Consider the following 24,122-nt stretch of genomic DNA (forward strand, 5'->3'; position numbering starts at 1 on the left):
TCACGGGGTGGGCATACCGCCGTTGACGTTGAGCGTCTCCCCGAGGACGTAGCTGGACTCGGCCGAGGCCAGGAACACGTAGGCCGGGGCGAGCTCGGCGGGCTGGCCGGCGCGGCCGAGCGGGGTGCTCTTGCCGAACTCGGGCAGGGCGTCCTTCGGCTGGCCGCCGGAGACCTGCAGCGGCGTCCAGATGGGACCGGGCGCGACGGCGTTGACGCGGATGCCGCGCTCGGCGAGCTGCTGGGCCAGGCCCTTGGTGAAGGCGTTGATCGCGGCCTTGGTGGCCGCGTAGTCCAGCAGCGTCGGGGACGGCTCGTACGCCTGGATCGACGTCGTGTTGATGATGGCGCCGCCCGCGGGCAGGTGCTTCAGCGCGGCCCGGGACAGCGCGTACATCGCGACGATGTTGATCGCGAACGTCTGCTCGACCTGCTCGTCGGTCAGTTCCTCGAGCGTTTCGACGGCCACCTGCTTGCCGGCGTTGTTGACGAGGATGTCGAGACCGCCGAGCTGCCCGGCGGCGTCGTCGACGAGCCCGTCCCGGTACTGCTTGTCGAGCAGGTCGCCCGGCAGGAGCACGGCGGTGCGGCCGGCGTCCTTCACGAGGCCGGCGATGCGCTCGGCGTCGCTCTGCTCGGCCGGGGTGTAGGCGAGGGCGACGTCGGCGCCCTCACGGGCGAAGGCGATGGCCACGGCGGCTCCGATGCCCGAGTCGGCGCCGGTGATGAGGGCGCGGCGGCCGGACAGCCGGTTCGATCCGGTGTAGGTGGACTCGCCGAGGTCGGCCTTCGGCGTCATCTCACTGTCCAGACCCGGCGGATCCTGGTGCTGCTTCGAGGGGCTGATCGACTCGTGCTGGTCCACCGGGTTCTGCAGGGTGGTCTGGTCGTTCTGGTTACTGGCGTTCTGGTCGGACATGGCACCTCCATCTCGGGTGCCGTGCGGAACGGGGAACCGATGCCGCACGGCGGGACGCGAACCGTTCATCAGCCTACTGATGATGCGCGGTGGGCGCCACCGGAGGGTCACGGCAGGGTGCGGGCGGTCAGTCCTCGTCGCGCCGGAAGAACCAGTGGTCCTCGTCGATGTTCGCGAGGATCTTCCGGCTCACGCGGTCCAGGTCCCGCACGTCCTGCGCGTCGAGCGCGTCGAACACGAGGGTCCGCACCTGGGCGACGTGCTGCGGAGCGAGGCGCTCGAGCAGCTCGAACCCGCTGTCGGTCAGCCGCGCCTCGGTCACCCGCCCGTCCTCGCACGAGGCGGACCGCTCGACCCAGCCCCGCTTCTCCAGCTTGGTCACCACGTGGGAGAGCCGGGACAGGGACGACGACGTGCACGCCGCCAGGTCACTCATGGTGCGCGTCCGGTCCCGCTTCTCCGAGAGGTGCGCGAGCACGGAATAGTCGAAGAAGGAGATCTTCGCCGCACGCTGCAACTCCTGGTCCAGCGCGGAGGGAACGAGCATGGACGCGAAGAGATAGGACAGCCACGCGTCCCGCTCCCGCTCGTTCAACCACTTCGCCGCCATGCCCCCGATGATGTCACACGGTCAAACCTTCAAGCAGTTCGAGTCGGACGCAGCCCGTGATGGATCGACCCCCTCAGGCGCCGTGGCCGGGCGTGACCTCCTCGCCCGCGTGGACCGGCGCGGGCGCGGTGCCCGCGCCGAACGGGGACCCACCGAGCCGCTCACGGCCGTGCTCCGTGCGCCAGAACGTCGTGTCGGGCCCGACGGGGACGATCTGCGTCGGGTTCAGGTCGCGGTGGACGATGTAGTAGTGCCGCTTGATCTGCACGAAGTCCACGGTGTCGCCGAATCCGGGTGTCTGGAACAGGTCGCGCGCGTAGGCGGAGAGCACCGGCATCTCGGAGAGCTTGGACCGGTTGCACTTGAAGTGGCCGTGGTAGACGGCGTCGAAGCGCACCAGGGTGGTGAACAGCCGCACGTCGGCCTCGGTGATGGTGTCGCCGACGAGGTACCGCTGGGTGCGCAGCCGGTCCTCGAGCCAGTCCAGGGCGGTGAACAGCCGGTCGTATGCGTCCTCGTAGGACTCCTGGCTGCCGGCGAAACCGCACCGGTACACACCGTTGTTGACCTCGGTGTAGACCCGCCGGTTGACGGTGTCGATCTCCTCCCGCAGGTCCTCGGGGTAGAGAGCGGGGGCGCCGGGCCGGTGGAAGTCGGTCCACTCGGTGGAGAAGTCGAGGGTGATCTGCGGGAAGTCGTTGGTCACGACGCCACCGGTCGGCACGTCGACGATCGCGGGGACGGTGATGCCGCGCGGATAGTCGGGGAACCGGGCGAAGAAGGCCTGCTGCAGCCGCTCGATGCCGAGCACGGGGTCCTTGCCGTCCGGGTCGAGGTCGAAGGTCCAGGACCGCGCGTCGTGCGTCGGCCCGGGCAGGCCGAGGGAGATGGCGTCCTCGAGGCCGAGCAGGCGGCGCACGATCACCGTGCGGTTGGCCCACGGGCACGCCCGTGCCGCGATCAGCCGGTACCGGCCCGCCTCGACGGGCCAGCCGTCCCGCGCGTCGCGGGTGATCCGGCCCTCGATGTACGCGGTGTCGCGGGTGAACTCCTCGCCCTCGTGCACGTACGAGCCCTGGGTGCTGTGCGCGTCGTCGGCCCCGGGGGCCTGCTGGTCGTTCGCGGTGGTCATGCCGTCAGTCTAGGAGCGCGACGACGCGGCGTATCGATCAGGAATCAGCGGGTGACCACGAGGAAACCGCCCGTTAGGCTGGCCGCATGAACTCCCCTCTCCCGGACGTCGAGACGCGCCTCGCGGACGCGCACCGGCACACCACCTTGTTCTCGGCGCGGGCGCTGCACATCAAGCAGTCGGCCGTGCGGAACGTCTTCGACATCTCGATGCGCCCGGGGCTCATCTCGCTCGCCGGCGGGAACCCGTTCCTGCAGACCCTGCCGATGGACGAACTCGGCGACATCGCCCGGGACCTCATCGCCGAGCACGGGGCCACGGCCCTGCAGTACGGCAGCGGTCAGGGCACCGACGAGCTGCGCCGGGCGATCTGCACCGTGATGGCCGAGGAGGCGATCACCGACGCGGTGCCCGAGAACGTCATCGTCACGGCCGGCGCCCAGTCCGCGCTCGACGCGTGCACCCGCGTGTTCTGCGATCCGGGCGACGTCGTGCTCACCGAGGATCCGACCTACGTCGGGGCCCTGAACACGTTCGAGGCGTACGAGGTGGACGTCCGGCCGGTGGCCTCGGACGAGCAGGGGCTGCTGCCCGATGCGCTCGAGGCGGCCGTCGCCGCGGTGGAGGCCGAGGGCAAGCGGGTCAAGTTCCTCTACACGATCCCCTCGTTCGCCAACCCGTCCGGCGCGGTGCTGGCCGCGGACCGGCGGCAGCGGGTCGTGGACGTCTGCCGGAAGGCGAACGTCCTCGTCGTCGAGGACAATCCGTACGGCATGCTGGCCTTCGACGGCGAGCCGGCGCGGCCGCTGCGGGCGGACAACCCGGACGACGTCGTCTACCTCGGCACGTTCTCCAAGATCTTCGCGCCCGGGCTGCGGCTGGGCTGGATGCTCGCCCCCGCGCACCTCAAGCAGCGCCTCTACCTGGCGAACGAGTGCGTCGTGCTCTGCCCGCCGGCGTTCAACCAGATGCTCGCCGTCGAGTACCTCCACCGGTTCGACTGGGTCGCCCAGGTGCGCTCCTACCGCGAGGTCTACCGCAAGCGGGCGGAGGCGATGGTCGCCGCGCTGACCGACGCGATGCCGGACGGGGTGCACTGGACCACGCCGACCGGCGGCTTCTTCGTGTGGCTGACCCTGCCGGAGCACGTGGACACCGAGGCCCTGCTCGGCCCGGCCATCGAGGCCGGCGTCGTCTTCGTCCCCGGCAGCGCCTTCACCGCCGCGGACGGACCGAGCCCGAGCCTGCGTCTGTCGTTCAGCGCCGTCGAGGAGGACGGCATCGCCGAGGGCGTGCGGCGGCTGGCCGGGGTGATCAGCGCCGCCCTCGAGACGACCCGATAGCGCGAACCCCGCTGCCGGGGCTCAGGCCTCGGTCGGCTGGAGGACGATCGGCGTCGTGGTCGGGGCCTTCGAGCCACCGGCCGGCTCGACGGTCACGCCGACGTGCGTCGCACCGTCGAGCTGACCCTCCAGCGCCGTGTAGGTGACGTTTCCGGACGCCGAGAAGGTGCCGGCCGGCCGGGCCTGCTGCCCGGCGATGTACCAGAGTTCGTACGTCTTGCCCGAGGCCAGTGCCGGCAGGTCGCGGCTGATCACCGCGGACCGGTTCAGCGACTTGGACGAGGCGACGCTCATCGAACCGCCGTTGCCGGCCTTGCCGGCGCGGATGACGGCGTCGGGCGCCGTGAACACCTCGAGCGCCGCGTCGCGCCCCGCGGTCTGCGCCGCGAGCCGCTGCTCCGCCTCGGCTCGCTGCTGGTTGAGGCTGCCGGCCCACCCGCCGAGGGCGACACCGGCGACGAGCAGGACGGCCGCCGCGGCACCGAGCCAGGTCGCGGTGCGACGCCACCGGTTCAGCTGCACGACGTTGTCGGGTGCGGCGTCCTCGGATGCGGTGGTGCGGGCCGGCCGCCGGTCGACGGAGGCACGCTCATCGACCGGGGCGATGCGGTCATCGTCCACGGGGGCGCCGTGCCGCGGGGCAGCATCGGGCGAGGCGCCGTCAGCACGGGCGCCGTCGGTCGCGACCCCCATGGGGATCGGCCGGACGCCGTCGTCCGGCCGGTCCGTCTGCGCCCGGTCCTCGAGCGACCGGTGCGTGGTCTGCGCGTTCTGCGGCAGGTCGGCGATCGCCGCCATCAGCCTCGCCTTGACCTCGGGGCGCGGCTGGACCGGCGACAGGGCGAGACCGAGTTCGGCCTCCACCTCGTCGTCGTAGACGTCATCGTTCGCGTGCTGGTCGCTCATGTCCTCACCCCCAACGTGGTGCGTAGTCTGTTCATGCCGTCCCGGATCCTCGTCTTGACCGTGCCGAGCGGCAGGTCCATGATCCGGGCGATCTCCTGTTGTGTGTACCCGCCGTAGTAGGCCAGCTTGATGACCGTGGCCTGGCCCGAGTTCAGGTCCTCCATCGCGCGGTTGACCCGTTCGGACTCCAGGCGGAGGGTCACCGTGTCCTCGACGTCGTCGTAGGACTCCTGGTACTCCTTCATGCCCTGGGCGAGGTCACGCTCCTGGCTGGCCCTGACCGAACGCACGCGGTCGACGGCGCGCCGGTGGGCGAACGTGAGACACCACGTGATCACCCTCCCGCGACCGGCCTCGTACGCCCCGGCGTTCTGCCAGATCTGCACGTAGACGTCCTGGAGGACTTCCTCGCTGAGCGCCTGGTTGCGCAGCACCTTCTGGATGACGGCGAACAGATGGCCCGACGTGGCGTCGTAGAGGGCGCTGAACGCGTCCTGATCGCCGGCCGCCACGCGGATCATCACTGCTTCCAGGTGCGCGTCGGAAGCCCTCGCGGATTCCGACGGTGTGCTCATGTCCCCAGCATGTCACTTCCCCGCTGGGGGAGGTAACCGCGGCACACCGGCCGGACATGCGCCTCGTCGGGGCGGCAACCGAGGCCGCCGCCCGTCCGCGGCATGGTGCGTCGGGCGGCCCCACACGCCGCCCGACGCACCGCACTCCCCCCGGACGGTCCCGCTCGACCCCGGCGGGACGCTGCCGGATCTGCTGCGTGACCATGTCCCCACCTCCACGTCTCGAGCAACAGTCCACACTCCGCCACCCCCGAAATGCGGGTGCTGGCACGAACTGTTCGGAGCACGTCTCTCCGCCGGATTGGTACCGGAACGGGAGGGGAGGCGTCGGCTGCGCCGGCGAGCGCGGCCGGGCGGCTCAGCGCAACGCGTGGGCGACGGCGGCGAACAGGCTGCGGGCGCGCCGGCTGGCGGCCAGGTCCTCCACCAGCACGGCCTTGCCGTCGGCGTCGGCCAGCGGCACCCGCCAGTTGGGGTACTCGTCCTTGGTGCCGGGCTGGTTCTGCACCCGCTTCTCGCCCACCGCGTCCACCAGGGAGACGCCGATCATGCAGGCCGGGGACGCCCCGAGCAGCTCGTGGAGGGCGGCGATGGTGCGCTCCTCGTCCGCGCCCTCGGGCAGCAGCCCCCGCTCCCGCGCCATCGCCAGGAACGCGCTCTGCTCCGCCCGGTCCGCCGCGAGCTCCTGCTCCAGCGGCGCGTCGAGCATGCCGAGCCGCTCCCGCAGCCGGATGTGCTCGCCGCTGAGGTACCCGGCGGTCGGGGGCAGGTCGTGGGTGTTCACGCTCGCCAGGCACAGCCGGCGGTATCGCTCGACCGGCAGCGGGTCGTGCTTCTCGTCGAACTCGAACCAGAGGATCGAGGTGCCGAGGATTCCGCGGTCGGCCAGGTACCGTCGCACCCACGGCTCGAACAGCCCGAGGTCCTCGCCGATGACGACCGCGCCGGCCCGCTGGGCCTCCAGGGCCAGGACGCCGATCATCGCCTCGTGGTCGTAGCCGACGTACGTGCCGTCCGCGGCGATCGTGCCCTCGGGCACCCACCACAGCCGGAACAGGCCGAGGATGTGGTCCACGCGGATGCCGCCGGCGTGCCGGAGGATGGTGCGCAGCATGTCGCGGAACGGGACGTAGCCGGCCTCGGCGAGCCGCTCCGGGTGCCACGGCGGCTGGTTCCAGTTCTGCCCGAGGGCGCTGTACATGTCCGCGGGTGCGCCCACGGTCACGCCCCGGGCGAGCACGTGGCGCAGGGTCCACGCGTCGGAGCCCTGCTGGTGGACGCCGACGGCGAGGTCGTGCAGGATGCCGACGCCCATGCCGGCGCCCTCGGCGACGCGCTGGGCAGCGGCGAGCTGCTCGTCGCACACGAACTGCAGCCAGCAGAAGAAGTCGATGCGCCCGGCCAGCTGGGACCGCAGGCGCCCGATCTCGGCGTCGGAGAGTTCGGGGTTGACCCACGCGCCGTCGTCGGGGTCGTGCCGCTCCCGGAGGGCGCACCAGAGGGCGAAGTCCCGCAGGCCGGCGCCCTCACGCTGCACGAACGCGGTGTAGGCGTCCTGCCGCCAGGGGCTGCGTTCGACGGCGTGCACGAGGGCCAGCGCCTCGAGCTTGGCCGCGTAGACGGGGTTGCGGTCGATCGCGTCGACGCTCGTGTTGTCCGCCGAGCACCGGGCCGCCAGCGCGGCCACGCGGGCGCGCTCCGCCTCCGGCAGGTAGCCGTACTCGCGGATGTCCTCGACGCGGATGTAGAGCGGGTGGAAGAAGCGGCGGCTCGTGGGCAGGTACGGGGACGGCTCGACGGGCGGGGCCGGCTCGGCGGCGTGCAGCGGGTTGATCAGCAGCCAGCCGGCGCCTTCGCGGCCGCTGATCGCGGCCAGGTCGGCGAGGTCGGCGAGGTCGCCCACGCCCCAGGAGCGGCGGGATCGCACCGAGTACAACTGCGTCATCAGGCCCCACTGGCGGGTGGTGCCGACGGTGTCCGCGGTCGCGAGGCGGCGGGGTGTGACGATGAGACGGCAGCTGGCCAGGCGGCTGCCGGACTTCGCACCGACGGTGTGCCAGCCCAGCGGCAGGCCGGCGGGCACCGCGAAGGTGGCACGGCCGGTCAGGGTCCCGTCCACGTCGCGGGGATCGGTCCACACGTCGCGCTGCTCGACGGGCAGGTTGCGGCCGTCCTCGGTCTCGACCCACACGAGCACGTCGTCCCCGTGCGGCACGTGCACCCCGAAGGTCCGCTCCTCGCCCTCGGTGACGACGAGCACGGGCGGCAGGAGGCGGCGCCACGGGGAGAGTTCGTGCTCGCGGAGAGCGGCGTCGACGTCGGCGTCCCTGGTCACGCTGACCCCGAGCGCGGCGAGGACGGCGATCAGCGTGGTCGCCGGGATGTCGCGGGTGACGCCGTCGAAACCGGTGACCGTCGTGTCCACGCGCCAGGCACGGGCGAGGGCCCGGAGGCGGTCGAGGGACAGCGTGGCGGTCGCGGGATGCTCGGAAGTGTCGGTCATGATCCTGCCCTGTCGACGTGCGGTGTGCTGGCCCGAGACGTCGACGCTGACGATGCGGCGGGGTGGCCGCTGCCGGCGCGGGACGGCCCGGTGGCCCTCGTTCACCCTATGTCAGGGCGCGGTCCCGGGACGCTCCGCTCCCGATGCCGTGCTGCCACCCCGCAGCCGGGCCAGGCGGCGTCGTGCGCTGGTCTCCGTCGGGCCGCGGCGTCCGAGCGCGAGCCGGACCCCGGCCAGGACGAGTCGGGTCGCGAGGACGGCGGGCAGCCGGAAGGGACCGATCCTGCGACGTTCGAGGCCGAGCAGGGCCCGGTAGGGCTCCCGCAGGCTGGCGACGGCGCCGTCGAACAGCAGCCGGTAGCCCGGCTGCAGCAGCGGGCTCAGTCCCGGCGCGCGGAGGAAGCGCATCACCTCGTCCAGCCGTGCGCTGTGGGCGAGCCGGCCGCCGGTCAGGTAGGCGTCGAGCTGGCTCCGCAACTCCGCCGCGGTGCGCGGCGGGTCGGGCACACCCATCAGCTCGCCCGCGACCGCCCACTCGGCGACGTAGGCATCGGGGCCGCCCGGGATGGACCCGCGGCCGCCCCAGTAGGAACCCCAGATCAGGTGCGCGGCGAGGAACGAGTCGGTGAAGGCCAGGTGCACCCAGCGCAGCAGGTCGGGGTCGTTGGCCGCGTAGGCCCGCTCGATCCCGGCGGCGTCGCGATAGGTCCCGGTGACGGCCCGGTGCAGGCGCAGGACGTGCTCGGACGCCGTCCGGGCCGTCGTCGTGTCCCCGTAAGTCACCGTGAAGATCCAGCGGATGGTGCCCGCCAGCCGCCCGAGAGGATCCTCCCGGAACCGCGAGTGGTCGTGGACGCCGGCGAGGGCGGCCGGATGCAGGGCCTGCATCATCAGGGCGCGCACGCCGGCGACGATGGGCGCCATCGACCCGTGGACCGCCCAGGCCGCCGAGCCCGGGCCGAGGAAGCCGGCGTCGTCGCCGTCGGCGAGCGCGGCGGACCACTCCGGCTCCCGTCCGGGGGAGCCGGTGAACGTCAGCTGCAGTTCGCGGCGGAACACGCCGCGCAGGTCGAGGCGCACCACGTCACTCCAGCAGCAGGGCCGGTTCTTCCATGATGGCGGCGACGTCGGCCATGAAGCGGGCCGAGAGGTCGCCGTCGACCACACGGTGGTCGAAGGAGCCACCCAGGGTCGTGATCCAGCGCGGGATGACCTCGCCCGAGACCACCCACGGCTTCTGCCGGATGGTACCGAACGCGACGATCGCCACCTCGCCGGGATTGATGATCGGGGTGCCGATGTCGATGCCGAGAGCGCCGATGTTGGTGATGCTCAGGGTGCCGCCCTGCATCTGTGCGGGCTTGGTCTTCCCCGCCCGGGCGGTCGTGGCCAGGTCGCCGAGGGCGATGGCCAGTTCCTTCAGGGTCAGGTCCTGCGCGTTCTTGATGTTCGGCACCATGAGCCCGCGCGGGGTCGCCGCGGCGATGCCGAGGTTCATGTAGTGCTTGATGTGGATCTCGTCGCCGTTCTCGCCGGGCACCCAGCTGGCGTTGACCTGCGGGTTGCGTGCCGCGGCCCAGATGACGGCCTTGGCCAGGATCAGCAGCGGGGACACCTTGATGCCCTCGAAGTCGCGGGACGCCTTGAGCCGCTTGACGAACTCCATGGTCCGGCTCGCGTCCACGTCCACGAAGATCGACACGTGCGGGGCCGAGAACGCGGACTGCACCATGGCCTGTGCGGTCGCCTTGCGGACGCCGCGGACCGTCACCTTCTCGATCCGTCCGTGGTCGGCCTTCGCGTCCCAGAACTGCGGGGCGTTCGCCTGGTTGCGGGCCACCTGCTCCGCGTAGGAGAGCAGGTCGTCGCGGGTGACCTCGCCGCCCGCGCCCGAAGCGGTGACGTCGGCCAGGTCGATGCCGAGGTCCTTCGCGGCCTTGCGGACGGGCGGCTTGGCGAGCACCCGCTGGACGAGGCGTTCGATGGGGTTGCCGGCCGGGCGCGACGGCGCGGGAGCCGGAACGGTGCGGCTCGGCTGGGGGCTGGTCGGCGACGGGCTCGGCGGCGTCGGGCTCGTCTGCGGCCGCGGGCTCGGCTCGGGAGCCGGCACCGTCGCGTCGGTGGACGCGGACGCCGACGCGGACGCGGTGGCCCTCGGCTCCTGCGCGGCCGGGCGGCCTTGCCCGGATCCGACCGACGTCGGCTGCGGGCGGGCGGCGGTGTGCCGGGCCCGGCGCTTGACGGCGTCGGCGCGGGGCCCGGACCCGACGAGCGGCCCGGGTGCGGCCTGTGGCCCCACGTCGGGCGGGGTCGGGTCCTCGTGTTCGACGGCCGGCGGCGCCGCGGCGGGCGCGGGCGCACCGGACTCCCCGGCCTCGAGGACCGTGATGATCGGGGTGCCGACCTCGACCGTCACCCCCTCCGCGACGAGCAGTTCACCGACCGTGCCGGCCCACGGGCTGGGCAGCTCGACGAGTGATTTGGCCGTCTCGATCTCGACGAGCACGTCGTTGATCGCCACGGTGTCGCCGGGCGAGACCTTCCAGGAGACGATCTCCGCCTCGGTCAGTCCCTCGCCGGCGTCGGGCAGGTTGAACGTCTGAGCCATGTCCGTTCCCCTCAGTAGGCCAGCGCGCGGTCGACCGCGTCGAGGATGCGGTCGATGTCGGGCAGGTAGTGCTCCTCGACCTTGGCCGGCGGATAGGGCAGGTGGAACCCGCCCACCCGCAGCACGGGCGCCTCGAGGCTGTAGAAGCAGCGCTCGGTGAGCCGCGCGGCGATCTCCCCGCCGATGCCGCCGAACGTCGGCGCCTCGTGGGCGACGACGAGCCGGCCGGTGCGCCGCACCGAGTTCTCGATCGTGTCGGCGTCCAGCGGCGAGATGCTGCGCAGGTCGATCACCTCGATCGCGTGGCCGTCCTCCGCGGCGGCGTCGGCGGCCGCGAGCGCGACCGGGACGAGCGGGCCGTAGGCCACGACGGTGACGTCGTCACCCTCGCGGACGATCTGCGCGCGGTACGGGTCCGCTGTCGGGCGGTGGGTGTCGACCTCGCCCTTGAGCCAGTAGCGCCGCTTCGGCTCGAGGAAGATCACCGGGTCCTGCCCCTGCACGGCCTGCTGGATCATCCAGTACGCGTCGTGCGGGGTGGACGGGGTGATGACCCGCAGGCCCGGGGTGTGCGCGAAGTAGGCCTCGGGCGACTCGGAGTGGTGCTCGATGGACCCGATGCCGCCGCCGTAGGGGATCCGGATCACGACGGGCGCGCTGAGGTTGCCCTCGGTGCGGGTGCGCAGCTTGGACAGCTGCGTCGTGATCTGGTTGAACGCGGGGAAGACGAAGCCGTCGAACTGGATCTCGCACACGGGCCGGTAGCCGCGCATCGCCAGGCCGATCGCGGTGCCGACGATGCCGGCCTCGCCGAGCGGGGTGTCGACGACGCGGTGGTCGCCGAAGTCCTTCTTCAGTCCCTCGGTGATGCGGTAGACACCGCCGAGGTCGCCGATGTCCTCCCCCATGAGCAGGACCTTGTCGTCGTGCTCCATCGCGGCGCGCATGCCCGCGTTGAGGGCCTTGGCCATGGTCAGCGTGGTGGTGCCCGTCGCGGTGTCGCGGCCGCTCGCGGCCGGCGCGGGGCTGGTGTGGGTCGTGGTCACGTGGTCGATCCCCTTCAGTGGGTGCCGTCGCCGGCGTCGTCGAAGGACGCTTCGTACTGCTCGTGCCAGCGGCGTTCCTCGTCGACGAGGGGGTGCGGCTGGCCGTAGACGTTGGCGAACGAGGTGTCGAGGCCGGACAGGGACAGGGCGAGGGTCGCCTCGCGCACGTGCGCGGCGACGGCGTCACCCTCGGCAGCGACGTCGGCGAAGAACGCATCGTCGGCGATGCCCTCGGCGCGCAGCCAGGCCTCGAACCGGGTCAGCGGGTCCTTCCCGGCCCACTCCGCCTCCTCCGAGGCGGCGCGGTACTTCGTCGGGTCGTCGGCGGTGGTGTGGGCGCCGAGCCGGTAGGTGAACGCCTCGATCAGGGCCGGGCCGGAGCCGGCGTGCGCCCGCTCGAGGGCCCAGCGGGTCACGGCGTGCACGGCGAGGATGTCGTTGCCGTCCACGCGGATGCCGGGGAAGCCGTACCCGGCGGCCCGTCGGGACAGCGGAACACGGGACTGCACGGCCGACGGGACGGAGATCGCCCACTGGTTGTTCTGGCAGAAGAAGACGATCGGGGCGGTGAACGAGGAGGCGAAGACCATGCCCTCGTGCACCTCGCCCTCGGTGCTCGCACCGTCGCCGAAGTAGCCGAGCACCGCCTCGTTGCGGGCGGGGTCCTCGTTGCCCACGGCGCCGTCTCGAGCGATGCCCATCGCGTAGCCCACCGCGTGCGGGACCTGGGCGGCCAGGACGAGCGTGTAGACGTGGAAGTTGTGCTCGCGGGGGTCCCAGCCGCTGTTGGAGACCCCGCGGAACAGCTTCATGATGTCGGCGAAATCGACGCCGCGGGTGCGGGCGACGGCGTGCTCGCGGTAGGTGGGCACGATGTAGTCCTGCGGGGCGGCGGCGCGTCCGGAACCGACCTGGGCGGCCTCCTGACCGCGGGACGGCACCCACAGGGCGAGCTGGCCCTGCCGCTGCAGCGCGGTGCCCTCGTCGTCGAAGCGCCGGGTGACGGCCATGTCCCGGTAGAAGGTCCGCAGCTCGTCGGCGGTGATGTCGGCGAGGTAGGCGTCGAAGAACGGGTGCGGGTGCCGGTGGCCCTGCTCGTCGAGCAGCTGGACCATCTCGTCCGCGCTCGGCAGCTCGGGCAGATCGACGGTCGCGTCGTCGGCGGGCAGGCCCGCGTCCTGTCCGGGTGCTTCCGGTCTCGGCTCGGGGATGCCCGTGGTGGCGCGGGAAGACATCGATCCGGCTCCTGTCCGGGCGGGGTGGCCCTGGAAAGCGAAGGACGGGTCGTCAGCGCGCGGACGGGGGACGGCCCGTGTATTCCGCATGGCGCATATGACCTGCAGTGACGGCCTTAGCCTAGCCATCGGCGTCGGCGGCCACTATTCGCGGGATGCGGACGCCGTGAACCGCTGGCGCGTTCGTGGCGTGAGTTCGCCGATTCGTCCCGACCTGAGAGCGCGAGACTCGGTCAGGTCGGCAGGCACCGGCGATGTCACGGCCCACCGGACGACCCGCGGTGCCGGGTTCGGCGCGCGTGGCGCTGCGCAGCAGCCGGCTCAGGCGCCGAACTCGCGGCAGAGGTCGATGAACCGGGTGTTGGCGTCGACCTCCCCGATGCTCACGCGCACGCCCTCGTCGCCGAAGCGGCGCACGGCGAGGGCCTTGCGCTCGGCCGCCTCGGCGAACGCGCCGCAGCGATCCCCGAGCCGCAACCACACGAAGTTGCCCTGGGCCTGCGGCAGGTCCCAGCCCTGCTCGGTCAGGGCGGCGACGACGCGTTCCCGCTCGGCGACCAGGCCGTCGACCCGCGCGAGCACCTCGTCGAGGTGGTCGAGGGAGACGATCGCGGCCTGCTCGGCGACGGACGAGACCGCGAACGGCACGGCGCTGACCCGCAGGTTCTCGGTGATGCCCGGCTGGGCCACGGTGTAGCCGACGCGCAGGCCGGCCAGGCCGTGCGCCTTGGAGAAGGTGCGCAGCAGCACGAGGTTCGGGTGCTCCCGGTAGAGGGCGACGCCGTCGACGGCCTCCGGGTCGCGGACGAACTCGAGGTACGCCTCGTCGAGCACGACGACGACGTGACGCGGGACCCGGCCGAGGAAGGAGACCACCTCGTCGTGGGTGAGGATCGGGCCCGTCGGGTTGTTCGGGGTGCAGAGCAGGATCACCCGCGTGTTCTCGGTGACGGCGGCCGCCATCGCGTCCAGGTCGTGCCGCCCGTCGGGCAGCAGCGGGACCTGCACGCTGGACGCGCCGGAGAGGCCGACCGAGATGGGGTACGCCTCGAAGGAGCGCCACGCGTAGACCACCTCGTCCGGGGCGCCGAAGTCGTTCTGGCCCGCGTAGGTGGCGAGCACCTGGTTGAGGGCGCCGAGGCTGCCGCCGCCCGTGACGATGTCGTCGGCCGGGACGCCCAGGTGGGTGGCGAGCCGCTCGCGCAGCCGCGTGCTGACGGCATCGGGATACCGGTTGATCGACGTGAGGTCGCGGATGGCGTCGAGCACGGCCGGGATCGGCGGCAGCGGGTTCTCGTTGGAGGAGAGCTTGAAGCTCTCGAGGCCCTCGACGACGGTGGCGGGGCGGCCCGCCGCGTAGCGGGGCAGCGCGTCGAGCACCGCGCGGGGGCGGACACCGGGCGACGGCGTGGGCGCGTCGGCGGAGGCGGGGGTCGGGTCGGTCGACGTCATGGGCAACACCCTAGTCACCGGTGCGGCGCCGGATGGCCGCCGAGCGGCGTCCGCTCCCGGCCGCTGAGGGGGCGGTGGCCGGCCCTCCGCGCTCCCCGGCCCGAGCCGGTGTCCGCGGCCCCCGGAGCGCGGGCCGACCCCTGCGCACCCGGTACGACCCATGGCACGATGGTGCCCGTGAGCCGGTTCCTCTTCCGCTGGGTGGTCAACGCCCTGGCCCTCGCCGTCGCCGCCTGGCTGCTGCCGGGCCTGGCGATCACCGCCGACGCCGCGATGGTGCGCACGTTCGGCAGCGCCCAGACCGCGACCATGGCCGCCTACGTCATCATCAGCCTCATCTTCGGGCTCGTGAACGCGATCATCCGGCCGGTACTGGCGTTCCTGTCGATCCCGATCACGTGCCTGACGCTGGGCCTGTTCAGCATCATCATCAACGCACTGATGCTGTGGCTGACCGCCTGGCTGAGCACGTTCACCCCGGCGAAGCTGATCATCGACACGTTCTTCTGGACCGCGGTGCTCGCCGCGCTGATCGTCTCGGTGGTCTCCCTGCTGACCGGCTGGCTGGAGCCGAAGGAGCGGCGCCGGCTGCGTCAGCGCGCTCAGCGCGACTGACCGGAGTCGGGCTGCCGCCTGAAGCGCCACCCGGTCTGTGGAAATCCGCAGCACCCAACCACCCGTTCCTGACATGGTTTCTCCATGGCTTCCACTTCCAGCCTTCACGGCCTACCCGCAGACCAACGGCCTCGTGAGCGGATGCGCGACCACGGAGCGGTGGCACTCACTGACACCGAACTGGTCGCGCTCCTGATCGGCACCGGTCACGCCGGCGTGAATGCGATCGACCTAGCGGGGAAGTTGCTGCAGAAGCACGGCGGTGTGGCCGGGCTGCAGCGGACGGACGTCACGACCCTCATCCGGGAGCCCGGTCTCGGCGACGCCAAGGCGACGCGACTGGTAGCAGCACTGGCACTCGCCACCCGCGCTATGAACGGCGAGGACGTGCGCCCGCTGATCACCTGCTCGTCCGACGTCGGCCGGATAGTCGAATCGCGGTTCGCCGACCTGCGGCGTGAACGGACCGTCCTGGTGGTGTGTGGGACAAGGAACCGGGTAATCGATGTGGTCGTCCTGTCGGACGGCGCCGCCCACACCACGACGTTCCCTGTTCGCGAACTGCTCGCCGAGGTGCTGCGACGCGACGGCGTCGCCTTTGCTCTCGCGCACAACCACCCCGGCGGCGACCCAACGCCGACCGAGGTCGACCGCCGGACGACGACGGCGTTGCGGGGCGCAGCGGCGGGAGTGGGTCTTCGGTTGCTCGACCACATCGTCCTGGCCGGAAGCGAATGGCGGTCGGTGACGGCGTCCCGGTGACCCGGTCGCCCGTGGCCACTCAGTCGGTGAGCAGCTTGCGGAATTCCTCGTTCCGAGCCGCAGGGAGGAGCGCGTCGACGAGTTGTTTCCTCTGGCTGTACCGGTGCCCGAGGTCGCCCAGACGCGAGACTTTCATCAGCAGTGCCTCCTGCACGTCGAGACTCGGCACCGGCACTCGAATCTGCTCGAATCGCGTTCTCCCCAGTGTTCGGTTCCTGTCGGCAGAACCGGGCGATGCCGCGGCGAGCAGTGCGGTCCCTTCGCCGGTCTTGAAGTACTCGGCCAGGAAGGCAGTGCAAACGTGGGAGCTCTTGGCCGTATAGCAGAGGAATCGGCTTGACGTGACAAGTTGACTGCCGCCGGGGTAGTGAGTCACCGCCCCTTCCCACGCCTTGATGTTGCTGACGACGAGGGAGTCGGCGGGAACCTCGAAGTACGCGAGCTTGCTGAGACCGTCGGCATCGGTTTCCGGGTACTGGATGAGTCCTTTGCCGAACGATCGCACGCCGATCGGGCGATATCTCGCCTCGGAGTCCAACTCGATGGCCACTCGAACAAGCTGGACAAGATCACCGATCGGATGCAACGGAACTGACTCGGTGGCATCGGAAACCATGCGCTCGCGCACACGAACCAAATCGTTGCTCTCATTGATGCGCACGACAGGGACGAAGTCGCGATAGCGGCTGAGGCGCGCCGCAATGTCTCGCTGGGTGCCGAGGTCGGGCAGAGGAATGCTGATGCCCTTGAGAGCCTCAACCCCGAGGGTCCGATTCCGCCCGGCAGACCCTGGCGATGCCTTCCCTATCGCCTCCAAACCGGCGATCGTGAGGAAGTAGTCTCGAACATACGGAGCGTGGACGTCGGGCCGGTCTGGGATCCACGTCATAAATCGGTGCGAGCCAATGAGTCCTTCCTCTGCGGAACTGGCGACTGTGACGGCGCCCTCCCATGCAAAGATGTTGGAGATCAGCAGGTCACCCTCGCAGACCCGGAAGACTCGTTTCGTGCCGAGGTCGGCGAGGGAGACCGGCGGCTTGTGAAAGACGCCTCGTCCGAACGACTTGATACCAATCTCTGGGGTCTCGGCACCGAAGGCGAGTCCAGGGTCTCGGCGCTCGAGGCGGAACACGTCACCGAATTTTACCCAATTGACGTTCACCGCCGCGCCCCTGAACCGACCTCGGCACGAAGGCCCTGCAGCAGCTCGAGGATCTCCTTCTCGACCTCGACGAGCTCGTCGAGGATCTCCGCCACGGGCCGATTCTCCAGACTGTCGGCCTGATGGGGGTTGCGCAGATCCAGGTCGTAGCCGCGCTCCACGATCTGCTCGACCGGCACCGTCCACGCGTGGTCATTCTCCGTCCGGTCCTCCCGCCGCTCCGTCCCCGCACCGGGCGAACCCCACCAGGTCGCGAGATCGGCGAACTCCTCGTAGCGCAGCGGCTTGGTCTTGGTGTACTTCTTCCTGCCCTCCGGCAGCGGCAGCTCGTAGAACCAGACGTCCCGCGTCGGACGGCCGGCCTCGAAGAACAGCAGATTCGACGGAATGGCCGTGTAGGGCTCGAACACCCCGTTGGGCAGACGCACCACGGTGTGCAGGTCGAACTCCGTCAGCAGCTTCTTCTTGATGGCCGCACCGATGCCCTTGTCGAAGAGCGTGCTGTTCGGCACGACGACGGCGGCTCGCCCCCGGGAACGGTCGATACGGGCCATGACCGCCTGCAGGAACAGCCACGAGGTCTCCGACGTGCGCATGCCGACCGGGAAGCTCTTGACGACGCTCGCCTCTTCCTCACCGCCGAACGGTGGATTGGTCAGCACGATGTCGACCCCGTCGTCCTTCTGCTCGGTCAGCGAGGGGAGGAGAGCGTTGCCCCGCACCACTGCCGGCTCGTGCGCATTGTGGAGCAGCAGGTTCATCTGGCCCAGCAGGAACGGCTGCGGCTTCTTCTCGAATCCGCGGATGGTCCCGCGCGTCCGTTCCCGGTCCTGGACCGACGACACCTTCGTCTTGACGTGCTCGTGGGCCTCGACCAGGAAGCCGCCCGTGCCGGCCGCCGGATCCATCACGGTCTCACCGATCTGCGGGTCCAGCATGTCGACCATGAAGCGGACCACGGGCCGCGGCGTGTAGAACTCACCGGCGTCACCCGCCGAGTCCCGCATCTCCTTGAGCATAGATTCGTAGACGAGCGCCATCGTGTGCAGGTCGTCCGAGGAGTTGAAGTTAACGCGGTCGATCTGCTCGACGAGTTCGGCCAGCAGGTATCCGGACAGCATCCGGTTGTGGACATCGGAGAACACCTGGGCGACCACGTCGCGCTCGCGTCCCTGCCGCGCCAACCCGCGCAGTCCGGCAAGATGCGGAAGGAGCTCGTTGTTGACGAACCCGGTCAGGCTCTCCCCGGTGCGCGGCTTCGACACATCGGGCCCTGCCCAGTCACGCCACCGGAACGGCTCATCGATGACCGGCCGGTAGTCGTCCTCGACGAGTTCGCGGCTCTTCTCGTGGTCGTCCAGGGACTTGAGGAAGAGCAGCCAGGAGAGTTGAGGGATACGGTCGGCGTCACCGTTCAGCCCCGGATCCTTCCGCATGATGTTCCGTGCCCGCTTGATCACCGCCGTCAGTTCGGCGCGAGAGGTGGTCGGACGCGCTGCGGCGTTCATTGCTGCTCCTTCAAAGACGTACTGGTGCCGAGGGCCCGAACGTAGAGCTGTCGAGCTTCGGTCATTGCTTCGGCGAGTGTGCGGGCGGAGATCGAGTGCTCCGCGGCCATGACGGCATAGTCGAGTTCCCAGGCGGCAGGCGGAACGGGCAGATCCGGAGGCGGTGGCGCCCCGTTGCGGGCCTCGAAGACCGCTCGAAGCCGAGCCGAGAGGCGTTGCTCATCGAGCACACCCAGGTCGGACACGAGCATGACATCGATCAGATCCTTGACCCGCGTGGACGGGCGCGGATGGGCGTCGACAGCGGTGAGCGCGTGAAACTTCTCGGCGACGTGCTGAGGCAGGTCGACCGCCGTGACGGTGACCGGCGCCCACTCCGGCTCCGTCACCACGACGGGCAGTGTCACCCGTTCGGTGCCACCACTGATCTCGCGCTGCCGCGCGACGACGTCGATCCTGATGTCGGCAAAGGTGCGTCCGGCCAGCAGAGCCGTCACGGAGAACCTGGCGCCGGGGCCTCCGAGCTGCTCGACGTCGGCCAGATGCGCCCGAGCGGCGGTGACCCGGAAGGCGAATCCGTCGTGGTCGACGTCGGCGTGAAGTGCCTCCACGAGAGCGTCGGCCAGATCATCGGCAGTGCCGAACAGGGCAAGATCGAGATCCCTGGTCGCGCGGGCGCGTCCTCCCAGCCTCGCTTCCAGCAGGTACCCGCCTTTGAGCACCCAGGAATCGTCGAGTCGTCGCAGGACCCGCTGGAACGTCAGGTGTCGCCGGAGGCGGTTGACGTCCTGCGCGCGGTCGTGGGCGAGCAGTTGCAGACGCGCGTCGAGACTGGCCCGGAGCGCGCGCGGCTCTCGCGGATTCATCCGTCACCCGCCGTCAGCGCCCGCTCGACGCGCAGGGCGGCGCGGTCCCCGAAGTCATCGGCTCGGAGCCGCAGCGCCCGGCGCGAGACGACGCCGCGGGCGATCGCTTCGGTCACGACGTCGTCCACCATTTCCTGCCGCTCGGTCGCCGCAACATCGAGCAGGGTACGAAGCGGGGTGGTCACGCGGTATCCCTCCCGCTCTTCGATGTCGGTGGTCGGCAGCACGGCCGTGACCGTGCGGACCGCCGGCGTACTGGCCCGGAAGCCGGGTGGAACGGTCATGGTCACCGTGCCCGGGTCGAGCACGCCGAGATCATGAACAGCCAGCGCGCTCGCGTGGGAGATGACGCCGCGGTGCCGACTCCAGAGCGTCCACAGCACGAGAGCGTCGTCGATGGAGGCCGGCCAGTCCCGCAGACGGAAGATGCCGCGCTCGATCCGCAGCCAGTTACCGCTGTCGACGTGATACTTCTGCGCCTGGTGACTGAAGCCGGCCGTGACGGCCTGAGCGGCAGAGAAGTATCCCGCCTGCCGATAGCCAAGGGCCTGCAGCGCCTGGAGGGATTCTCGTCGCTGCGTCACCCCGCAAGTCTACAGTCGCTCGAACTCAAAGTTTCCTTTAGTTCAATGCGAACCCCACCCATCACCCTCAAACAGAGGCAGTGTCCTCGTACAGCCACCGCTGGAGGTCATCAATCCAGGTTCGCAGCCCGTCCGGACCTCCGAGAGCCTGCGCCAGCTCGTATACCGTCCCGCGTTCGGTCAGGGGAGGCACCTGCAGGGCGGCGGGAGTGATCTCTCCGACGCCGCGTTCGGCATAACGGGACAGCAGGGTATCGATCACCTCGCGCGCTGCGGTGCTCATCGCGTCGATCTTCTCCCCGTGCGCCGCCCGCACGCGATTTGCTCGCTCCCGGCGGGTCTGCGGCTCGAGGTCCCACGCCACGGTCGCGAGAACGTCGAACGGGTCGGCGTCCTCCAGATGCACGTGCTTGGCCAGGACCGCGAGATCGAGTCCGGCGAAGTCGAGTCGCTCCAGCAGGTCACGTCGATGCGTCGGATCCACCCAGGAGTCGCGCAACGCCGCCACTGTCGGGAAGATCGAGCGCACTGTCCTTCGAGCGTACGAGCGATATTCGATGGTCATCAGCTTTCCGCTGCTGGAGTCGATGATCTGCAGCCGCTCACCGAGCAGCTCCACCGGCTGCCCCTCGATCGTCAGCATGCGCACCGGCGCCCCTCCGGCTCCGTCGGCATCAAGAGCACCACCACTCTCGACGGTAAAGACGGGCGTGGGCTCCTCCACGGACAGCACGGGACCCTCGCTATCACCTCCGCCGACGGGATCGTCTCCCTCGTCGTCGACGAGAACCTCACCGTCAATGGTCACCCGTTCCTTGCGTGGTGCCGGGAGCGGCCCGTCGAACTCGGGATCGTGGAACTTGAGCGAGGCACCGGTGTAGTCGATGACCTCGAAGTACTGTTTGCCCTTCAGCGGGTACAGCCGGGTTCCTCGCCCGACGATCTGTTTGAACTCGACCATGGAGCCCACCGTCCGGCACAGCACGACGAAGCGCAGATCCTCCATGTCGACGCCCGTGCTCAACAGGCGCATGGTAGTGGCCACCTGGGGAGTGTCCCGGCTCGGGTCGGTCATCAACTCCAGGAACCGTTCCTTGTCCGGCTCGGCGCCGACGATCCGCACCACCCACTCCGGGTCCTGTCGCGTCTTGTCCGGGTCGGCGTTCAGCAGCGCCTGCTTCATCTGGTAGGCGTGGTCTCCGCTCACGCAGAAGACAATTGCCCGCGCGCCGGGGTTCTCCCGCAGAAGCTCGACGAGGTAGGTGGCCATCGCCGCCGTCCGGTCCGGCAAAGAGATCCGCCGTTCGAAGTCCTTCGTCGTATAGACGCCCTCCGGCACCGGGCGCTCGTAGGCGTCGAGCTGTCCGGGATGCGCCTCCCAGCCGAACGCGTCGATGTCGAGGACGACCCGGCGCACGCGGTATGGCGCCAGGTAGCCGTCCTCGATCCCCTGCCTCAACGAGTACTCGTAGACCGGTTCCCCGAAGTACTCGTACGTGTCGATGTTCGTGTCGCGCTTCGGCGTCGCCGTCAAGCCGACCTGGACCGCGGCGTCGAAGTGCTCGAGTATCGACCGCCACTGCGAGTTCCGGGCGGCGCTGCCGCGGTGACATTCGTCGACGATAACGAGGGAGAAGAAGTCGCGAGGCAGCGTCTCGAAGACGCTGATCGGGGTCGCATCCGCGGCGCGTCCTGCCGCTTCCGGGGCGGCGTCGCTGTCGATCCCCTGGTAGGTGGCGAAGTAGATGTCCCGGCTTCGCGTCGACGAGTTCTTGCTCAAGCGGACGACCGCCTCGTGGCCGAAGGCCTCACTGAAGTCGCGCATGGGGTCGGTGATGAGAATGTCGCGGTCCGCCAGGTAAAGCACGCGGTACGTGCGGCCCCCGTCGAGGCGGCGGCTCGCTTCTCGCAACTTGTGGATCAACTGCAGCGCCGTGAAGGTCTTGCCTGTGCCCGTCGCCATCAGGAGGAGAGCACGAGTCCGTCCGCTGTCGATGGCTTCGATCGTGCGCTGGACAGCCACGCGCTGGTAGTAGCGCGGCTCTCGGACATCGCGTCCACCGTGCGTTCGCAGCGATCGGTTGTAGCCGACGCGAGAGGTGGCCGCCGCGCGCTCGGTGAGGGCACGGCCTCTGACGAACGCGGTCCACACCGTATCCGGCGATGGAAAGTTCACGACCTCTCGCTCGCTGCCCGCGTTGCGGTCGTGCTGAAGAATCTGAGAGCCGTTCGACGCGAAGGCGAAGGGGACGTCCAGCCGCCTCGCGTAGTCGATGGCCTGGCCCATGCCGTCGGCGGCCGACCCGTACAGTCGCTTGGCTTCCACGACCGCCACCGGAACGCCGTCGATCTCGAGCACGAAGTCTGCGACCCGAAGGTTGCCATGCGCACTTCGCACCGCGTGCTCGGAGTCGGCGTTCTGCAGCATGTACTGCTCGGAGATCTGCTCGTGCGTCCACCCTGCTGCCATCAGCGCAGGAATGATGACGTCTCTGCACGTCACCGACTCGATCGGCCCCCTCACCATGCCCTGAGCATACCGACGGGTACTGTCAGAACGGCCGCCGTCGGGACAGGTCGATCACGACAGGCCCAGGATCGTCCCGTCGTCGGCCAGGTCGATGCGGCCGGCCGCCGGCACGGCGGGCAGCCCGGGCATCGTCATCATGTCGCCGCACACCACCACCACGAACCCGGCCCCGGCGGAGAGCCGCACCTCCCGGACGTGGATCTCGTGTCCCGTCGGGGCGCCCACGGCGGCGGGATCGGTGGTGAACGAGTACTGCGTCTTCGCCACGCACACCGGCAGGGCGCCGTAGCCGTCGTGCTCGATCCGCTCGAGCCGCCGCCGTGCCGGGGCGTCCCACGTGACCAGGGAGGCGCCGTAGAGCCGGGTGGCGATGGCCTCGACCTTCTCCGTGAGGGTCGCGCCGTCGTCGTAGGTGTAGGAGAACGTGAACTCCGACGGCTCGTCGAGCACCTCCAGCACGCCGCGGGCGAGGTCCTGGGCGCCGGCGCCCCCGTCGGCGAAGTGGGTGGCAGGGAACGCCCGCACCCCCTCGGCGGCCACCAGGTCCACCACCCGCGCGACCTCGGCGTCGGTGTCGGTCGGGAACCGGTTGACGGCGACCACACACGGGATGCCGTAGACGCCGCGCACGTTGGCCAGGTGGCGGCGCAGGTTGACCATGCCGGCCTCGACGGCGGCGAGGTCCTCGGTGCCGAGATCGGCCAGCGCCACCCCGCCGTGGTACTTCAGGGCGCGCACGGTGGCGACGACGACGGCGACGTCGGGCCGCAGCCCGGACTTGCGGCACTTGATGTCGACGAACTTCTCCGCGCCGAGGTCCGCCCCGAATACGGCCTCGGTGACGACGTAGTCCGCGAGCCTCAGCCCGGCGCGGGTCGCGGCGACCGAGCTGCACCCGTGGGCGATGTTGGCGAACGGGCCGCCGTGCACGAACGCCGGTGCGCCCTCGAGGGTCTGGACGAGGTTGGGCGCGAGCGCGTCCCGCAGCAGGGCGGCCATGGCCCCGTCGGCCTGCAGGTCCCGGGCCGTGACGGGCGCGGCGGAGCGGTTGTAGCCGATCACGATGTCCCCGATGCGGCGCTTGAGATCGGCCCAGGACTCGGTCAGGCAGAAGATGGCCATCAGCTCCGAGGCGACGACGATGTCGAACCCGTCCTCGCGCGGGAAGCCGTTGGCGTGGCCGCCGAGGCCGACGACCACCTCGCGCAGCGCCCGGTCGTTGACGTCGAGCACCCGCCGCCACGTGATGGTGCGGGTGTCCAGGTCCAGGGCGTTGCCGTGGTGGACGTGGTTGTCGATCAATGCCGCGAGCAGGTTGTTCGCGGCGGCGATCGCGGCGAAGTCCCCGGTGAAGTGCAGGTTGATGTCCGTCATGGGCACCACCTGGCTGTAGCCTCCGCCGGCCGCACCGCCCTTCATGCCGAACACGGGACCCATCGACGGCTCCCGCAGGCACGCGACGGTGCGGTGGCCGAGCCCGTGGAGGGCGTCGGTCAGCCCGACGGTGGTCGTGGTCTTGCCCTCCCCCGGCGGGGTCGGGGAGAGCGCCGTGACGAGGATGAGCCGGCCGAGCGGCCGATCCGCGAGCCCCGCGAGGTACCCGAGGTCGACCTTCGCCTTGTGCCTCCCGTACGGCGAGAGGTGCTCCTCCGCGATACCCAGCGTCTCGGCGGCGACGTCGCGGATGGGGCGCAGGTCGGCGGCATTGGCGATCTCGATGTCCGACAGCATCGTCGTGACCTCCCGTGGTGGGTCCGGCTGTGGTCC

Annotated in this window: 20 protein-coding genes; 3 read left to right on the plus strand and 17 right to left on the minus strand. The window is 70.4% G+C overall.

Annotation, left to right across the window (positions count from 1 at the left end):
* The 3 genes from V6N00_RS02965 to V6N00_RS02975 form a co-directional block, all read right to left on the minus strand.
* Positions 1-918 carry an SDR family oxidoreductase gene (locus V6N00_RS02965; RefSeq protein WP_334230556.1) on the minus strand — a complete coding sequence of 306 codons (918 nt, stop codon included), beginning with the start codon at positions 916-918 and terminating at the stop codon, positions 1-3.
* A gap of 127 nt (positions 919-1,045) precedes the next feature.
* Positions 1,046-1,528 (minus strand): MarR family winged helix-turn-helix transcriptional regulator, encoded by a 483-nt coding sequence (locus tag V6N00_RS02970; protein WP_334230557.1) that lies wholly within the window; start codon positions 1,526-1,528, stop codon positions 1,046-1,048.
* Between the two features lie 73 nt (positions 1,529-1,601).
* The gene (locus V6N00_RS02975; protein WP_334230558.1) at positions 1,602-2,660 is read right to left on the minus strand and encodes a glutathione S-transferase family protein; all 1,059 of its coding nucleotides are present in this window, start codon (positions 2,658-2,660) and stop codon (positions 1,602-1,604) included.
* A gap of 86 nt (positions 2,661-2,746) precedes the next feature.
* Here V6N00_RS02975 and V6N00_RS02980 point away from each other — a divergent pair, with 86 nt between their 5' ends.
* Positions 2,747-4,003: an aminotransferase-like domain-containing protein gene (locus V6N00_RS02980; RefSeq protein ID WP_334230559.1), complete on the plus strand. Its 1,257-nt coding sequence runs from the start codon at positions 2,747-2,749 to the stop codon at positions 4,001-4,003.
* 21 nt (positions 4,004-4,024) lie between these two features.
* On the opposite strand, the gene V6N00_RS02985 is transcribed toward V6N00_RS02980, so the two are convergent.
* The 8 genes from V6N00_RS02985 to V6N00_RS03020 all read right to left on the minus strand — a co-directional run bounded on the left by V6N00_RS02985 (position 4,025) and on the right by V6N00_RS03020 (position 14,328).
* Positions 4,025-4,909, minus strand: a complete 885-nt coding sequence (locus tag V6N00_RS02985) for an anti-sigma factor (RefSeq protein ID WP_334230560.1) — start codon at positions 4,907-4,909, stop codon at positions 4,025-4,027.
* Positions 4,906-5,484, minus strand: a complete 579-nt coding sequence (gene sigK / locus V6N00_RS02990) for an ECF RNA polymerase sigma factor SigK (protein ID WP_334230561.1) — start codon at positions 5,482-5,484, stop codon at positions 4,906-4,908. Before sigK ends, V6N00_RS02985 begins: the two co-directional genes overlap by 4 nt.
* Before the next feature lie 358 nt (positions 5,485-5,842).
* Entirely contained in the window at positions 5,843-7,987 is a 2,145-nt protein-coding gene (gene malQ / locus V6N00_RS02995; RefSeq protein WP_334230562.1) for a 4-alpha-glucanotransferase, read from the minus strand.
* 111 nt (positions 7,988-8,098) lie between these two features.
* Positions 8,099-9,070, minus strand: coding sequence for an oxygenase MpaB family protein (locus V6N00_RS03000; protein ID WP_416385014.1), 972 nt, complete (start codon positions 9,068-9,070; stop codon positions 8,099-8,101).
* Between the two features lies 1 nt (position 9,071).
* Entirely contained in the window at positions 9,072-10,595 is a 1,524-nt protein-coding gene (locus V6N00_RS03005) for a dihydrolipoamide acetyltransferase family protein (protein ID WP_334230563.1), read from the minus strand.
* Positions 10,596-10,606: 11 nt separating this feature from the next.
* Complete coding sequence (locus V6N00_RS03010; protein ID WP_334230754.1) at positions 10,607-11,566, minus strand: alpha-ketoacid dehydrogenase subunit beta; 960 nt, start codon at positions 11,564-11,566, stop codon at positions 10,607-10,609.
* Positions 11,567-11,655: 89 nt separating this feature from the next.
* Entirely contained in the window at positions 11,656-12,756 is a 1,101-nt protein-coding gene (locus V6N00_RS03015) for a thiamine pyrophosphate-dependent dehydrogenase E1 component subunit alpha (protein WP_465192717.1), read from the minus strand.
* Positions 12,757-13,197: 441 nt separating this feature from the next.
* Entirely contained in the window at positions 13,198-14,328 is a 1,131-nt protein-coding gene (locus V6N00_RS03020) for a histidinol-phosphate transaminase (protein WP_334230565.1), read from the minus strand.
* 177 nt (positions 14,329-14,505) lie between these two features.
* Here V6N00_RS03020 and V6N00_RS03025 point away from each other — a divergent pair, with 177 nt between their 5' ends.
* On the plus strand, positions 14,506-14,943 hold the full coding sequence (locus tag V6N00_RS03025) for a phage holin family protein (protein WP_416385015.1): 438 nt from the start codon (positions 14,506-14,508) through the stop codon (positions 14,941-14,943).
* Positions 14,944-15,027: 84 nt separating this feature from the next.
* A complete protein-coding gene (locus tag V6N00_RS03030; RefSeq protein ID WP_334230567.1) occupies positions 15,028-15,705 on the plus strand; it encodes a JAB domain-containing protein in 678 nt (225 codons plus the stop codon).
* 19 nt (positions 15,706-15,724) lie between these two features.
* Here the strand turns inward: V6N00_RS03030 and V6N00_RS03035 are convergent, their stop codons facing one another.
* From V6N00_RS03035 to V6N00_RS03060, 6 genes are all read right to left on the minus strand, one after another.
* Positions 15,725-16,867: a restriction endonuclease subunit S gene (locus V6N00_RS03035; protein WP_334230568.1), complete on the minus strand. Its 1,143-nt coding sequence runs from the start codon at positions 16,865-16,867 to the stop codon at positions 15,725-15,727.
* Positions 16,864-18,375 (minus strand): class I SAM-dependent DNA methyltransferase, encoded by a 1,512-nt coding sequence (locus V6N00_RS03040; RefSeq protein WP_334230569.1) that lies wholly within the window; start codon positions 18,373-18,375, stop codon positions 16,864-16,866. Before V6N00_RS03040 ends, V6N00_RS03035 begins: the two co-directional genes overlap by 4 nt.
* On the minus strand, positions 18,372-19,241 hold the full coding sequence (locus V6N00_RS03045) for a nucleotidyl transferase AbiEii/AbiGii toxin family protein (protein ID WP_334230570.1): 870 nt from the start codon (positions 19,239-19,241) through the stop codon (positions 18,372-18,374). The genes V6N00_RS03040 and V6N00_RS03045 overlap by 4 nt, the downstream gene beginning before the upstream one ends.
* The gene (locus tag V6N00_RS03050; RefSeq protein WP_334230571.1) at positions 19,238-19,825 is read right to left on the minus strand and encodes a type IV toxin-antitoxin system AbiEi family antitoxin domain-containing protein; all 588 of its coding nucleotides are present in this window, start codon (positions 19,823-19,825) and stop codon (positions 19,238-19,240) included. Before V6N00_RS03050 ends, V6N00_RS03045 begins: the two co-directional genes overlap by 4 nt.
* A gap of 67 nt (positions 19,826-19,892) precedes the next feature.
* The gene (hsdR, locus tag V6N00_RS03055) at positions 19,893-22,352 is read right to left on the minus strand and encodes an EcoAI/FtnUII family type I restriction enzme subunit R (protein WP_334230572.1); all 2,460 of its coding nucleotides are present in this window, start codon (positions 22,350-22,352) and stop codon (positions 19,893-19,895) included.
* 54 nt (positions 22,353-22,406) lie between these two features.
* Complete coding sequence (locus tag V6N00_RS03060) at positions 22,407-24,086, minus strand: formate--tetrahydrofolate ligase (RefSeq protein ID WP_334230573.1); 1,680 nt, start codon at positions 24,084-24,086, stop codon at positions 22,407-22,409.
* Positions 24,087-24,122: the final 36 nt, after the last annotated feature.

Source organism: Tersicoccus mangrovi (assembly GCF_036881825.1).
Taxonomy (GTDB): domain Bacteria; phylum Actinomycetota; class Actinomycetes; order Actinomycetales; family Micrococcaceae; genus Tersicoccus; species Tersicoccus mangrovi.

What these genes read in the sequence shown, in the direction of transcription:
- V6N00_RS02975 (WP_334230558.1), bottom strand. Translation starts at nt 2,660, where the DNA reads ATGACCACCGCGAACGACCAGCAGGCCCCCGGGGCCGACGACGCGCAC.
- V6N00_RS03020 (WP_334230565.1), bottom strand. Translation starts at nt 14,328, where the DNA reads ATGACGTCGACCGACCCGACCCCCGCCTCCGCCGACGCGCCCACGCCG.
- hsdR (WP_334230572.1), bottom strand. Translation starts at nt 22,352, where the DNA reads ATGGTGAGGGGGCCGATCGAGTCGGTGACGTGCAGAGACGTCATCATT.
- V6N00_RS02970 (WP_334230557.1), bottom strand. Translation starts at nt 1,528, where the DNA reads ATGGCGGCGAAGTGGTTGAACGAGCGGGAGCGGGACGCGTGGCTGTCC.
- sigK (WP_334230561.1), bottom strand. Translation starts at nt 5,484, where the DNA reads ATGAGCACACCGTCGGAATCCGCGAGGGCTTCCGACGCGCACCTGGAA.
- V6N00_RS02980 (WP_334230559.1), top strand. Translation starts at nt 2,747, where the DNA reads ATGAACTCCCCTCTCCCGGACGTCGAGACGCGCCTCGCGGACGCGCAC.
- V6N00_RS03045 (WP_334230570.1), bottom strand. Translation starts at nt 19,241, where the DNA reads ATGAATCCGCGAGAGCCGCGCGCGCTCCGGGCCAGTCTCGACGCGCGT.
- V6N00_RS03060 (WP_334230573.1), bottom strand. Translation starts at nt 24,086, where the DNA reads ATGCTGTCGGACATCGAGATCGCCAATGCCGCCGACCTGCGCCCCATC.
- V6N00_RS02965 (WP_334230556.1), bottom strand. Translation starts at nt 918, where the DNA reads ATGTCCGACCAGAACGCCAGTAACCAGAACGACCAGACCACCCTGCAG.
- V6N00_RS02985 (WP_334230560.1), bottom strand. Translation starts at nt 4,909, where the DNA reads ATGAGCGACCAGCACGCGAACGATGACGTCTACGACGACGAGGTGGAG.
- V6N00_RS03030 (WP_334230567.1), top strand. Translation starts at nt 15,028, where the DNA reads ATGGCTTCCACTTCCAGCCTTCACGGCCTACCCGCAGACCAACGGCCT.
- V6N00_RS03005 (WP_334230563.1), bottom strand. Translation starts at nt 10,595, where the DNA reads ATGGCTCAGACGTTCAACCTGCCCGACGCCGGCGAGGGACTGACCGAG.
- malQ (WP_334230562.1), bottom strand. Translation starts at nt 7,987, where the DNA reads ATGACCGACACTTCCGAGCATCCCGCGACCGCCACGCTGTCCCTCGAC.
- V6N00_RS03015 (WP_465192717.1), bottom strand. Translation starts at nt 12,756, where the DNA reads ATGGTCCAGCTGCTCGACGAGCAGGGCCACCGGCACCCGCACCCGTTC.
- V6N00_RS03040 (WP_334230569.1), bottom strand. Translation starts at nt 18,375, where the DNA reads ATGAACGCCGCAGCGCGTCCGACCACCTCTCGCGCCGAACTGACGGCG.
- V6N00_RS03010 (WP_334230754.1), bottom strand. Translation starts at nt 11,566, where the DNA reads ATGGCCAAGGCCCTCAACGCGGGCATGCGCGCCGCGATGGAGCACGAC.